Genomic DNA, 13,266 nt, shown 5'->3' with positions numbered 1-13,266 from the left:
AGACCGAACGACTATCAACGGGCGACCAGTAAGCGAACAATCGAATTAGGCGCGCGCGTCTCGCTACCATTGGCGTCGCGAGTGGTCGGATTTGTCCGATACGGATGCGCATTGACGCATCGCGGTCGACCAGGTGCCTGGTGGGATCGCCAGTCAGCCGGCTCCTATGCCCAATATCGTCCAGGATCGTTCTCACAGCACGGAAACTCTGGGAAAATGCCCTATTCCCAGACCTTGGCCAGGCCATGCAACTCGTCGATATTGGCGCCAATCTCACCCACGAATCCTTTCGGCACGACTTTGATGCCGTGCTCGATCGTGCAAAGCAACATGGTGTCGTCCAGCTGGTGGTGACCGGCGCTTCGCGCGACGGAAGCACGCATGCCTTGGCCCTGGCCCGGGCGCACCCTGGCACGCTCTATGCCACGGCGGGCGTGCATCCGCACCACGCGATCGATTACGGCGACGCCACCGATGCGCTGCTGCGCGAGCTGGCGGCGCATGCGGAAGTGCGCGCCGTGGGCGAAACCGGGCTGGACTACAACCGCAACTATTCCCCGCGCGATGTACAGCTGGCCGTGTTCGAGCGGCAGTTGCAGATTGCGGTGGACGTGCAGAAGCCGCTATTCCTGCACCAGCGCGATGCGCATCATGATTTCATCGCCCTGCTGCGCCGTTATCGCGACAAAGTGCCGGCCGTGGTCGTGCACTGCTTTACCGATACCGGCGAGGCGTTGCGTGATTATCTCGCGCTCGATTGCCATATCGGCATCACTGGCTGGATCTGCGACGAGCGACGCGGCACGCATCTGCGTGAGCTGGTGAAGGAGATTCCCGCCAACCGCCTGCTGATCGAAACGGATGCGCCGTATCTGTTGCCGCGCACGGTCAGGCCGCAGCCGTCGCATCGGCGCAATGAGCCGATGTTTTTGCGGCATATCTGCGATGAGATTGCGCGGGATCGCGGCGAGTCACCTGAGCAGACTGCCGCGAACAGCACGGCGGCCGCACGCGCCTTTTTTGGATTGCCTACCGACTGATGCACAAAGGCCCCGCCATGGCGGGGCCTTGATCTGGCGCACGCGTAGCAGTCGTCAACCGACCACGCGCGTGCTTCCCGGTGCGAGTCCATCCAGCGCATACGGCCCGATACGTTCGCGAATCAGGCGCAGCGTGGGAAAACCCACCGCCGCCGTCATGCGCCGCACCTGCCGGTTGCGTCCTTCACGCAACGTGATGCGCAGCCAGCTGGTGGGTATCAGCTTGCGAAAGCGCACGGGTGGATCGCGCGGCCATAGCCACTCGGGCTCGCTCGCATGTTCCGCGGGCGCAGGCAGCGTGGGGCCGTCATTGAGCACAACGCCGCGACGGAGCGCATCGATCGCTTCGTCGGTGATCTGTCCGTCGACCTGTACCAGGTAGGTCTTGGGTTCTTTGTGCCGCGGGTCGGTCAGCGTATGCGCCAGCCGGCCGTCGTCGGTCAGCAGCAGCAGACCTTCGCTGTCGTGATCGAGCCGTCCGGCCGGATAGACGTCTTTTTGCTTGACGAAGCCAGCCAGCGTGGGACGCCCATCCGCATCGCTGAACTGGCAAAGCACACCATAGGGTTTGTTGAGCGCAATCAGCATGCAGCGCGCGCAGCGACCCGCCGAACGACGGATCGCTGCTCTCTCAGTGTGACGAAGCCGTCGCTGTGTCCGGCTTCACGAAGCGCAGCGTCATGCGGTCCGATTCGCCGATGGCCAGGTACTTCGCACGATCCTGCTCACCCAGGGTCAGCGTGGGCGGCAGCGTCCAGACACCCTTGGGATAGTCCTTGGTGTCCTTGGGGTTGGCGTTGATCTCGCTCGATTCCTGCAGGCGGAAGCCTGCGTCGGTGGCGAGCTTGATCACGACGTTGGTGGGCAGGTAACCGCTGTTCTTCACCGCATCCAGGCTGGCGTTGTCGGCGGCGCGGTGATCTTCCACGCCCAGCACGCCGCCGGGACGAAGCACGGCAAAGAAGGCCTTGAACATGGCCGGCGCCGTATCGGCTTCCACCCAGTTATGCACGTTGCGGAAGGTCAGCACCATGTCCGCCGAACCGGCCGGGCCAAACGAGGGCGCCTTCGGGTCGAATTCCACCAGCTGCGCCTTGCCGTAATGCGCGGGGTCGGCAGCGAACTTGGCCTTCAGGGAATTCAAATCGCGGCTAGCCTCGCCATCGGCGGCGGGCTTGGAGGTGGCGGCGATGTAGTGGCCGTTGTTGCGCAACAGCGGCGCGAGGATTTCGGTATACCAGCCGCCGCCCGGGGTGATTTCGATGACGGTGAGATCCGGTCGGATGCCGAAGAACTGCAGCGTGCCCTTGGGATGGCGATAGACGTCGCGCGCCTTGTGGTCCTGCGCACGCCAGTCGCCCGCAATCACCTGATCCAGCTGGGAAGCCGTGAAGTCAGTGGCGCTGGTGGGTGGCACCAGGGCGCCGGCTGGCTGGTCCTGCGCCTGCGCGTTGGCGGGTGTGGAGTTGCCACTGCAAGCGGCCAGCAGCACCACGGCCAGCCCAAGAAACACACGGCTATTCATTGAAAACCCCTATTGAACGTCTGAAAGGCGCACGCAGCACCGCGCGTGAGCTTGCCGGCCACGATGTATACAAAGGGTGGAAATGCGGAGGTTTTCCACCCCTGGGTGAAACTAGCTAAACACGGGAAGCTGGAGGCGGTCTTTCGCGGCCTCGGGCGGTCTCGGGGAGGCGCCGGTGCTGCCGCTCAGTAATGAATGACCGAGCGGATCACCTTGCCCTCATGCATCAGATCGAAGGCCTCGTTGATGCTCTCCAGCGGCAACACCTTGGTGATCATCTCGTCGATCTTGATCTCACCGGCCATATAGCGGTCGACGTAGCCGGGCAGCTGCGAACGGCCCTTCACACCGCCGAATGCGGAACCGCGCCATACGCGGCCGGTCACCAGCTGGAACGGACGCGTGCTGATCTCCTGGCCCGCACCGGCCACGCCGATGATGATCGACTCGCCCCAACCCTTGTGGCAGCACTCCAGCGCCGAGCGCATCACGTTGACGTTGCCGATGCACTCGAACGAATAGTCCACGCCGCCCTCGGTGAGATCGACGATGACCTGCTGGATCGAGGTGTCCGCATAATCCTTCGGATTGACGAAATCCGTGGCGCCCAGCGCACGCGCCATCTCGAACTTGTCCGGGTTGGTATCCACCACCACGATGCGGCCGGCTTTGGCCATCACCGCACCCTGCACGACCGACAGGCCGATGCCGCCAAGGCCAAACACCGCCACGCTCGCGCCCGGTTCCACCTTGGCAGTGTTGAGCACCGCACCGATGCCGGTGGTGATGCCGCAGCCGAGCAGGCAGACCTTCTCCAGCGGCGCGGCCTTGTTGATCTTGGCCAGCGAGATTTCCGGCAGGACGGTGTATTCGCTGAAGGTGCTGGTGCCCATGTAATGCAGCAGCGGCTTGCCGTTGAGCGAGAAGCGCGACGACCCGTCCGGCATCACACCGCGACCCTGGGTGACGCGGATCTTCTGGCAGAGGTTGGTCTTGCCGCTGAGACAAAACTTGCACTCGCCGCATTCGGGCGTGTACAGCGGAATCACGTGATCGCCCACTTTGAGCGAGGTGACGCCCTCGCCCACTTCTTCCACGATGCCGCCGCCCTCGTGGCCGAGGATCACCGGGAACTGGCCTTCCGGATCGGCGCCCGACAGCGTGAACGCATCGGTGTGGCACACGCCGGTCGCCACGATGCGCACCAGCACTTCACCGGCCTTGGGTCCGGCCACATCGATCTGCTCGATGGACAGAGGCTTGCCTGCTTCCCAGGCGACGGCGGCGCGCGATTTCATGGCTTGGATCCTTGAGGGCTGTGGTGGGGAATGCGAATGATGAAGGGTTGGGGCGGGATGTGAAACTGTCGGGTACGTCGACTTTGGTGCATGCCGCTACCTTGTAGGAGCGCACTTGTGCGCGACAACCTCGCGTGATGGCATCGACATAGCGCCGGTCGCGCACAAGTGCGCTCCTACACAGGGCTGTTGCCAGTCGCGTACGACATCGTCTCCGCATACTTCCCCGCCTCGCACAGCAACCACTCACGGAACGTGCGCAGCCCCGCGTGATCCTTCGCGTGCTCGGGATACACAAGGAAATACGCCTCGGGAATCTGCTGATAGCGATCGCCGAGCACCGTGAGCTGGCCGGCTTCGATCAGCGGACGCGCCATCACCATGCGCCCCAGGGCGACGCCCATGCCTTCCATGGCGCCGCGCTGCAGCGCGTCGGTATTGTCGAAGTGGGCCACGTAGCGACGCGGCAACGCGCTTTCACCGTCGGCGAACCAGTCGCGCCAGCGATCGCCCGGATCGCCCAGCAGCGGCCATTGGCTGAGGTCGTTGGGATCGAGATCGCCCATGCGCTCGATCAGCGCGGGCGACACCACGGGCGCAATCCATTCACCGAATAGCCGCTCGGTGATCAGGCCCGGCCACGGCCCGCGTCCATAGCGTACGGCGGCGTCCACCGGATCACGTTCGAAATTGACCAGCTCCACGCTGGACTGCAGGTTGAGCTGGAGCTCGGGATGCGCCGCCACCAGTCGCGCCAGGCGTGGCACCAGCCAGCTGGACATGACACCGGGAATGGCGCTGAGCGTAAGCACATCGTCGCGGCGGCAGCGGAAGCCGGCCATGGCGCGATCGATGCCTTCGAAATGATGGCTCACCGATTCCATCAGGCGGCGGCCTTCTGCCGTGAGCTGCACGCCGCGCGGACCGCGCTCGAACAACTTGCGTTCCAGCCGTTGCTCCAGCTGCCGCACCTGATGGCTGAGCGCGCTCACGGTGAGGTTGGCTTGCTCGGCGGCGCGCGAAAGATTGCCCAGCCGGGCGACCTGGACGAACTGTTGGAGGAGATCCAGCGATACGCGTCCCATCTTGAATTTCCTTCAAGGCTGGTTTGCGAATATATCGCTTTTTGGTCGCGCGCGGCGGTTCTACCTTGAGGACTCACTCAAACGGACGGGAGGGTGTCATGAGCTCGATTTATACGAATTTGCTGTTCATGCATGGCCATATCACCAACCTGGAGTTGGCGCGTCGTCTGGCTGACGCACCGCCGAGCCAGCCGCGCTCCAAGGGCAAGCGCCAGCCTACCCCCAACCTGATGACGGCCATCCGCAAGAGCGTGGCGCCCTCGAAACTTGCCCACGACGGCTGCGGCTGAGCTGGTGACACCGGCCCCGTGAGGCCGGTGTCAGAACAGTCAAAGCTTGCTCGCGGCCAGTTGGACGTTGACCGGCGTACCCAGGTCTTCCGAGGAACGGCCTTCGACGACGCTGTACTGCCCGCCACGGATCACCCAGGCGTGCTTGGCGGTATCGAAATCCGCCAACAGTCGCGGTTCCAGCGAGATGGTGAGGGTGCGGTGCTCGCCGGGTTTGAGGAATGCCTTGGCGAAGCCGGCCAGGCGGGCCGACTTGGCCCCGGGTACGTGTACATAGACCTGCGCTACCTCGGCGCCGGCGCGTGAGCCCGTATTGGCGATCTCCACCGTCGCTTCGAGCTGGGCGCCCTTTGCATCAACCTTCAACGGGCCATGCTGGAAGCTGGTGTAGGAGAGGCCATAGCCGAACGGGAACAGCGGCTTGATGCCACGCGACTGGTACCAGCGATAACCCACATTGGCGCCTTCGATGGCGTAGTCGACGGACTCGGGCTGCGTGCCGCCGGAGACGCCGGGAATCTCCTTGCGCGGCAGCTGCGAGAGATCGCGCGGCCAGCTCACCGGCAAGCGGCCCGAGGGATTGACCTTGCCCGACAGCAGATTGGCGATCGCCTTGCCGCCGTCGCCGCCGGGATACCAGGTCTCCAGCACGGCGCCAACCTGATCGAGCCACGGCATCGCCACGGGACCGCTGTTTTCGAGCACAACGATGGTGCGGGGATTGGCCTTGGCCACTGCATCGACCAGGGCATCCTGGTTGTCCGGCAGCGACAGATCCGGCGTATCGACCGACTCCGCCTGCCACTTCTGCACGAACACCACCGCCACCTGCGCCTTCGCCGCGAGCGCCGCCGCGGCGGCCACGTCGGTGCCCTCCGCAAACTGCACATCGGCCTTGGGTGCCGCATCGCGCAGCGCCTTCAACGGGGCGTACGGGTGATACATCACGGGGCCGGGCCAGGTGGTCGGCGGCAGACCCGGCACGGCATTGCCGCCCATGGCCGTCACCAGCGACGAACCGCCGCCGGCCAACACGCCCTTGTCGGCGTGCGCGCCGATCACCGCGATCGATTGCAGCTTGGTGAGATCGAGCGGCAGCAGGCTGTTTTCGTTGCGCAACAACACCGCGCCCGATTCCAGCGTTTCACGCGCGACTTTCAGGTTTGCCTGCGCATCGATCGGCGCCTTGCCGGCCGGATACTGGAACACGCCGACGGCAAACATGCTGCGCAAAATACGTTGCACCATGTCGTCGATGCGCGACTGCTTCACTTCGCCCTTGGCCAGCGCCGTGCGCAGCGGTGCGTCGAAATACACTTCCTTGTCGAACACTTCGCCCGCGGACTCCTGGTCCAGTCCCGCATTGACCGCCTTGGCCGCGCTATGTGCGCCGCCCCAGTCGGACATCACGAAGCCGGGATACTTCCAGTCGCGCTTGAGCACCTGGTTCATCAGGTAATCGTTCTCGCACGCCCAGTCGCCATTGATCTTGTTGTACGAGCACATCACCGATGCGGGCTTGCCGCGCTCGATGGCGATCTCGAAGGCGAGCAGATCCGATTCGCGCATGGCCTGCTCGCCAAGCTGCACGTTGATGGTGTTGCGCGCCGTCTCCTGGTCATTCAAGGCGTAGTGCTTGATGGTGGAGATGACGTGCTGACCCTGGATGCCCTTGATCGCTTCGGCGACGATGCTGCCGGCCAGCAGCGGGTCTTCGCCGGCGTACTCGAAATTGCGACCATTGCGCGGCTCGCGCGTCAGATTGACGCCGCCGGCCAGCAGCACATTGAAGCCCTTGTTGTGGGCCTCGCTGCCTATCATCGCGCCACCGCGATAGGCGACCTGCGGATCCCAGCTCGCTGCCGTCACCGGGCCTGCCGGCAGCGGCGTGGCGTGATCGCCGGGACGCATGCGGTCGGAGCTGGCCACGCCCAGGCCCGCATCGCTTTCTTCCAGTGCCGGGATGCCAAGCCGTTCGATGGGTGGAACGTAGCCGGCCGATGCAATCGCGCCCTTCGGGAACGGCGCCGTGGCGGGACGATCCGGACCGGCGTAGTAGCTGCGGATCAGCTGGAATTTTTCGTCCTGGGTGAGTTGCGCGAGCAGCAGCTGGGCGCGCGCATCAGGCGAAAGCGTGGTGTCGTTCCACGGCCGGGCCGTGGTTTGCGACGGCGCCGCGCCGGCCGACGTGCACAATCCCATCACAACCAAACCGGTCAAAACTGCACACCGCAGTGCGGTCATCTTGCTATTCATCCGTCCTCCTTCGCTGTCGCTAGGCCATCGTGCTCGCCTGGGCATCACACGGGCGGCGCGTATACTCGCGGGCCTTGGCACCCGAGTATGCCCCAAGATTTTCTTCCCCACATCGAACACGGAGCACATCCATGCAACTGCGTCCCCTGGGTCGATCCTCCCTTTCCGTCGCGCCGCTGGCTTTCGGTGGCAACGTCTTCGGCTGGAGCGCGGATGAACAACGCTCGTTCGAGCTGCTCGATGCGTTCGTCGACGCGGGCTTCAACCTGATCGACACCGCGGACGTCTATTCGGCATGGGTTCCCGGCAATTACGGCGGCGAATCGGAAACCATCATCGGCAAGTGGCTCAAGCGCAGCGGCAAGCGCGACAAGGTGGTGATCGCCACCAAGGTGGCGAAGTGGGCGGAGCATCCCGGCTTGTCGCCGATGAACATCAACCAGGCGGTCGAAGGTTCGCTCAAGCGCCTGCAGACCGACTACATCGATCTCTACCAGGCGCATGAAGACGACGCCACGGTGCCCTTGCATGAAACGCTCGAGACCTTCGGCAAGCTGATCGAACAGGGCAAGGTGCGCGTGATCGGCGCGTCGAACTATGTGGCAGACCGCTTTGCCGAGGCCTTGAAAGTCTCCGCCGAACACGGCTTGCCGCGATACGAAACGCTGCAGCCGGAGTACAACCTGGTCAGCCGTGGCGGTTACGAGAAGGAACTGGAACCACTGGTGGTCGCGGAAAACATCGGCGTCATCAACTACTACGCGCTGGCCAGCGGCTTCTTGAGCGGCAAATACCGCAGCGCGGCGGATCTCGCCAAGAGCGCAGCCCGAAGCGGCGCCGTGCAGAAATTCCTCAACCCACACGGGCTGCGTGTGCTCGAGGCGCTCGACAAGGTGGCCAAGGCGCACAGCGCGACGCCTGCACAGGTGGCCCTGGCGTGGTTGATTGCGCGGCCAAGCGTAACGGCACCGATCGCGAGTGCGACCACGGTGCCGCAGCTGAAGGAATTGCTGGGTGGCGTGAGCTTGCAGTTGAGCAAGGATGAGATTGCGGCGTTGGATCAGGCGAGCGGTTGAGGTTTTCGCGAAAGGCTGTCGCGCACAGGGTGCGCTCCCACGGGGGAGGCGGGAGCGCCAGGTTCAAGGCGATGGGGAGGGGGACGCCACGCCTTCCGCGTCGCTGCCGTCGGGCGCTTCGACTTGGTAGCCCTGGGCCTTGAGGCGGGCGATCAGACCTTTCGGCGACAGCACTTCTTCCATCGGAAGCATGGCGAAGGTCTGCGTATGGGTGGAAAGTGCTTGTTCCGCCGCGCCTATCCACAAGGCATCGGCCTTCTGCTTCACATCGTTGAAACCCAGCTGCTTGGCGAAGCCCGCCTCGGTCACGGCCGAGATGCATGCTTCGCGCTGGTCGTTCATCGGCAGCTTGCGCAGCGTGTCGATATCGCCCGTAGACCAGGCATTCGCGCGCTCGGTGATTCGGCCCATATCGCGCTCCACGGTATCGAGCGTGCGGCCGAAGCATTCGCGGTCGTCCATGGGCGATGTCTTGAACGTCTTCACCGCGTTGCGCGGTTCCTCGATCATCACTGTGTAGCGCGCCGTGACGAAGTTGACGTTGTGCTTCTTGGCGATATTGCGGACCGAATCCTTCACGCCGCCGGAGGAGGTGAGTCCGTAGTGCTTGATCGCCTTGTCGTACAACTCGACCGCGGCAAAGATCGGGCGCCAGTTCTCGATGCCGCTGTCGTTGCCGATGTATTGCTTCTTCAGCGTCAGCCAGCGCGCATAGTCTGGCGCCGGCACCATTTGCTGCAACGTTTGGCCATCCGGGTTCTTGCGTGCGCCCACCAGCGACGGCAGCAGGAAGAGCTTGCCGAAGAAATTGGTCTTGGGCTTGAGCGATACCGACGGCGGCCCCAACACCTCCTGCGACTCGGCGATGGTTTGCTCGACTTCGTCGGTCTTCCATTGGATTTTGTCGGGCAGCGGCGACAACGTGCCGAGCACCCACATCACGTGATCGCCCTTGCTCACCTTCCACAGGCCGGGGCCGGGCTGGATGCCGCTGACGGTCACCGCTTCGAGATTCTGCACCTGGCCCGCCGCGCTGCTTGCCGGCGCAGGTGCCTGCTGTGCAACCGCCGTGCCCGCCATGGCGAGCGGCCCCGTCAGCAGGAGCATGGATAACGAACGAGCCAGGCGGGTGGGTGTCATCGTTTCGAATTCCTTGAAGGGCTGCTTTGAGACACGCGTGCAGCAGCCGGGTTCCTTGTGGAGGTGCGTTCGGCGAGCCGACGCCGCTGCCTGCGCGCCATTCTAGAACGCTGGCTCGCGGAGAACGGCGACAGCCGATGGATCTTTATCCAGCTGCCGTTTGGTTTCGCATCAACGCGGCGTTCATCATGGCCCGCGAGATGCTGGCGCGCCCAGGCAAGGCGCGACGACGCGTTTCAACACGCCGCTGTCGTCCGGCCAGCGAAATGTCGCCTTAAGCGTCTCGCCGCCCTTGGCAGCCGGTATGGCGAGCGTCACGCTTCCACCGCCTGCGAGCCCCTGTTTCGCCACCGCATCAATGTCGCCCGTGGACGCGCCAAACACGAACGGCGTACCGACATTGAACGCACCGCCATCGCCATACCAGCCGCCAACCTTCAGCTTGACGGATGTCGCCGGCATACCCGTCACGACGAGGGGACCGTGCGCCGTCGCGTCAGGCCCCTCAAATGGGTCCGTATCAAAGCCCAATGCCTTGGGGTCGATCACCAGTTCCATCGATACGCGTCCGCCATCCGTACGACAGGCGAATGCCAGCGTCGCGTTGGCCGTGTAGTGCTGAAACGTCGCGCTGCCGGCGATGCGTGCGCGATACAGCGGCGCCGCTTGCTCCGGCTGCTCGAACAACCAGAGGTTGGCTGCGCCATGGGGCGTTGCGCTGAGCGCGAGCGATGGACACAACGCCAGCCACGGCAAGAGACGCCAGGCCCTGCGAATGCTGTGTGCGTCACTTCGAATGATTGATGGTGTCAGCATGACTGTTGTTCTCCAGCGAGCGCGCATCCGGATCATTTTGACCGGCCAGGGTGATGCGGTCCCCAAATGGATGGTCGATTTCCATCTGGCCCACAGCCGCGACACGGTGTGCCCGGCCTCTTCAAAGATCCCAGAATTCAACAACGAGGCCTGCCCGAAAGGCGCCAGGAAAGCCGTACGAACCCTCCCGATTTCTCCGGGGTCGAGCGGAAATTGGCTCACCGCAACAACGTGCTCTTCGCTCTGGCGCCGGTCAATCTGATTATTTCGTGCCAACTGTCGCCAACGTACTGCACCAAAAGCAGAAGGGCGCCATCGGCGCCCTTCTATTTCACTTGCTTGGTCGACAGTTGGCTCAGCCCTGCAACGGCGCCAGTGCGTCGTTGAAGGTCTTGCTCGGGCGCATGGCCTTGGTGATCAGCTCGACGTTCGCGTGGTAGTAGCCCTTGATGTCGACGGGCTTGCCCTGTGCGCCGTTGAGCTCGCCGATGATCTTTGCTTCGTTCTCGGTCAGCGCCTTGGCGATCGGCTCGAACTTCGCCTTGAGCTTGGCGTCGTCGTTCTGCGCGGCGAGTGCCTGTGCCCAGTACATGGCCAGGTAGAAGTGGCTGCCGCGGTTGTCCAGTTCACCGACCTTGCGGGCCGGCGACTTGTTGTTGTCGAGGATCTTGCCGTTCGCTTCGTCCAGCGTCTTGGCCAGCACGCGGGCGTCGGCGTTGTCGTAACGGTTGGCCAGATGTTCCAGCGACGCGGCGATGGCGAGGAATTCGCCCAGCGAATCCCAGCGCAGGTAATCCTCTTCCACGAACTGCTGCACGTGCTTGGGCGCCGAACCGCCGGCACCGGTTTCGAACAGGCCGCCGCCAGCCATCAGCGGCACCACGGAGAGCATCTTCGCGCTGGTGCCCAGCTCCATGATCGGGAAGAGATCCGTGAGGTAGTCGCGCAACACGTTGCCGGTCACCGAGATGGTGTCCTGACCCTTGCGGATGCGCTCGAGCGAGAACTTGGTGGCGTCGACCGGCGACAGCACGCGGATGTCCAGACCCGACAAATCGTGATCCTTCAGATAGCGCTCGACCTTCTTGATCACCTGCGTGTCATGTGCGCGGTTCGCATCGAGCCAGAACACGGCCGGCGTGTTGGACAGGCGCGCACGCGAGACGGCGAGCTTCACCCAGTCCTGGATCGGCGCGTCCTTGGTCTGGCACATGCGCCAGATGTCGCCCGCTTCCACCGGCTGCTCCAGCAGCACCTTGCCGGCTTCGTCGATCACCTTGACCACGCCGTCGCCGGCGATCTTGAAGGTCTTGTCGTGCGAACCGTATTCTTCGGCGGCCTGCGCCATCAGGCCTACGTTGGGCACGCTGCCCATGGTGGCCGGATCGAACGCACCGTTCGCCTTGCAGTCGTCGATGACGACGGCGTAGACACCGGCGTAGCTGCGATCGGGAATTACCGCCTTGGTGTCCTGCAGCTTGCCTTCGGTGTTCCACATCTTGCCGGAGTCGCGAATCATCGCCGGCATCGAAGCGTCGATGATCACGTCGCTCGGCACGTGCAGGTTGGTGATGCCCTTGTCCGAATTGACCATGGCCAGCGCCGGGCGGTTGGCGTATTCGGCCTTGATGTCGGCGAGGATTTCATCCTGCTTCGGCTGAGGCAACTGGCCGAGTCGCGCGTACAGGTCGCCGATGCCGTTGTTCGGCTCGAAGCCCACGCTCTTGAGCGCATCGGCGTGCTTGGTCAGCACGTCCTTGTAGAACTCGTTGACGGCGAAGCCGAACATGATGGGGTCGGAGACCTTCATCATGGTCGCCTTGAGATGCAGCGAGAACAGCACGCCCTGTTTCTTCGCGTCTTCGATCTGCGCGTCGATGAAAGCGGTCAGCGCCTTCTTGCTCATCACGGCGACGTCGATGATCTCGCCGTCCTTCAGCGCGGTCTTTTCCTTCAGCACCGTGTTCGAGCCGTCCTTGCCGAACCACTCGATCTTCACGCTGGTGGCTTTTTCAACGACCGTCGATTTCTCGCTGCCGTAGAAGTCGCCGCCGTCCATATGCGACACGTGCGTCTTCGAATCCTTGCTCCACGCGCCCATCTTGTGCGGATGCTTGCGCGCATAGTTCTTCACCGAGAGCGGTGCACGGCGATCGGAGTTGCCTTCGCGCAGCACGGGGTTCACGGCGCTGCCCTTCACCTTGTCGTAGCGCGCCTTGACGTTCCACTCACTGACGTCCTTGGGATCTTCCGGATAGTCCGGCAGCGCGTAGCCCTGGGACTGCAGCTCCTTGATCGCGGCCTTGAGCTGCGGCATCGAGGCGCTGATGTTGGGCAGTTTGATGATGTTGGCTTCCGGCGTGGTCGCCAGCTTGCCCAGCTCGGTCAGATCGTCGGCGATCTTCTGGTTGTCCGGGAGGATGTCCGGGAACTGGGCAATGATGCGGCCGGCCAGCGAGATGTCACGCGTCTCCACCTGGATGCCGGCGGTAGCGGTGAAGGCCTTGATGATCGGCAGCAGCGAATGCGTGGCGAGGTACGGCGCTTCGTCGGTGAGCGTGTAGATGATCTTGGGCGTGTTCGACATTGTCTGCTATGACCTCGCTGGCTACGGCGTATTCAAATTGGGGGTTGCGCGCCCGAAGGCAGCGCCGTGCGCGGACGCACACGTCGCCCGAAGCGTTCGACATGGGGTCGAAACGGGCGGACGAAAGCCCCTCATTGTCACGATTTCGCGGAA

11 protein-coding genes are annotated in these 13,266 nt (G+C 63.7%); 3 read left to right on the top strand and 8 right to left on the bottom strand.

Features of this window, described 5'->3' with window-relative positions:
• Positions 1-245: 245 nt before the first annotated feature.
• On the top strand, positions 246-1,040 hold the full coding sequence (locus AC1DKY_RS09005; protein WP_441602798.1) for a TatD family hydrolase: 795 nt from the start codon (positions 246-248) through the stop codon (positions 1,038-1,040).
• Positions 1,041-1,094: 54 nt separating this feature from the next.
• Here AC1DKY_RS09005 and AC1DKY_RS09000 read toward each other — a convergent pair whose 3' ends face one another.
• From AC1DKY_RS09000 to AC1DKY_RS08985, 4 genes are all read right to left on the bottom strand, one after another.
• Positions 1,095-1,628 carry a pseudouridine synthase gene (locus AC1DKY_RS09000; RefSeq protein WP_441602797.1) on the bottom strand — a complete coding sequence of 178 codons (534 nt, stop codon included), beginning with the start codon at positions 1,626-1,628 and terminating at the stop codon, positions 1,095-1,097.
• A 43-nt stretch (positions 1,629-1,671) separates the two neighbouring features.
• Positions 1,672-2,565, bottom strand: coding sequence for a class I SAM-dependent methyltransferase (locus AC1DKY_RS08995; RefSeq protein ID WP_441602796.1), 894 nt, complete (start codon positions 2,563-2,565; stop codon positions 1,672-1,674).
• A gap of 185 nt (positions 2,566-2,750) precedes the next feature.
• The gene (locus AC1DKY_RS08990; protein WP_441602795.1) at positions 2,751-3,863 is read right to left on the bottom strand and encodes an S-(hydroxymethyl)glutathione dehydrogenase/class III alcohol dehydrogenase; all 1,113 of its coding nucleotides are present in this window, start codon (positions 3,861-3,863) and stop codon (positions 2,751-2,753) included.
• 176 nt (positions 3,864-4,039) lie between these two features.
• Positions 4,040-4,948 (bottom strand): LysR substrate-binding domain-containing protein, encoded by a 909-nt coding sequence (locus tag AC1DKY_RS08985; protein WP_441602794.1) that lies wholly within the window; start codon positions 4,946-4,948, stop codon positions 4,040-4,042.
• A 98-nt stretch (positions 4,949-5,046) separates the two neighbouring features.
• Between AC1DKY_RS08985 and AC1DKY_RS08980 the strand changes: the two genes are divergently transcribed.
• On the top strand, positions 5,047-5,238 hold the full coding sequence (locus AC1DKY_RS08980) for a hypothetical protein (protein ID WP_441602793.1): 192 nt from the start codon (positions 5,047-5,049) through the stop codon (positions 5,236-5,238).
• A 39-nt stretch (positions 5,239-5,277) separates the two neighbouring features.
• Here the strand turns inward: AC1DKY_RS08980 and AC1DKY_RS08975 are convergent, their stop codons facing one another.
• The gene (locus AC1DKY_RS08975; protein WP_441602792.1) at positions 5,278-7,494 is read right to left on the bottom strand and encodes a beta-glucosidase family protein; all 2,217 of its coding nucleotides are present in this window, start codon (positions 7,492-7,494) and stop codon (positions 5,278-5,280) included.
• Positions 7,495-7,625: 131 nt separating this feature from the next.
• Between AC1DKY_RS08975 and AC1DKY_RS08970 the strand changes: the two genes are divergently transcribed.
• On the top strand, positions 7,626-8,570 hold the full coding sequence (locus AC1DKY_RS08970) for an aldo/keto reductase (RefSeq protein WP_441602791.1): 945 nt from the start codon (positions 7,626-7,628) through the stop codon (positions 8,568-8,570).
• Positions 8,571-8,633: 63 nt separating this feature from the next.
• Here AC1DKY_RS08970 and AC1DKY_RS08965 read toward each other — a convergent pair whose 3' ends face one another.
• The 3 genes from AC1DKY_RS08965 to AC1DKY_RS08955 all read right to left on the bottom strand — a co-directional run bounded on the left by AC1DKY_RS08965 (position 8,634) and on the right by AC1DKY_RS08955 (position 13,113).
• Positions 8,634-9,710: a TraB/GumN family protein gene (locus AC1DKY_RS08965; protein WP_441602790.1), complete on the bottom strand. Its 1,077-nt coding sequence runs from the start codon at positions 9,708-9,710 to the stop codon at positions 8,634-8,636.
• A gap of 186 nt (positions 9,711-9,896) precedes the next feature.
• On the bottom strand, positions 9,897-10,748 hold the full coding sequence (locus AC1DKY_RS08960) for a nitroreductase family protein (protein ID WP_441602789.1): 852 nt from the start codon (positions 10,746-10,748) through the stop codon (positions 9,897-9,899).
• A 133-nt stretch (positions 10,749-10,881) separates the two neighbouring features.
• On the bottom strand, positions 10,882-13,113 hold the full coding sequence (locus AC1DKY_RS08955; RefSeq protein WP_441602788.1) for an NADP-dependent isocitrate dehydrogenase: 2,232 nt from the start codon (positions 13,111-13,113) through the stop codon (positions 10,882-10,884).
• Between the last annotated feature and the right edge of the window lie 153 nt (positions 13,114-13,266).

This window comes from Dyella sp. 01N448, from assembly GCF_056399225.1.
The sequence above is the reverse complement of the archived record's forward strand: the minus strand, read 5'-3'. Positions and strand labels throughout refer to the sequence as shown.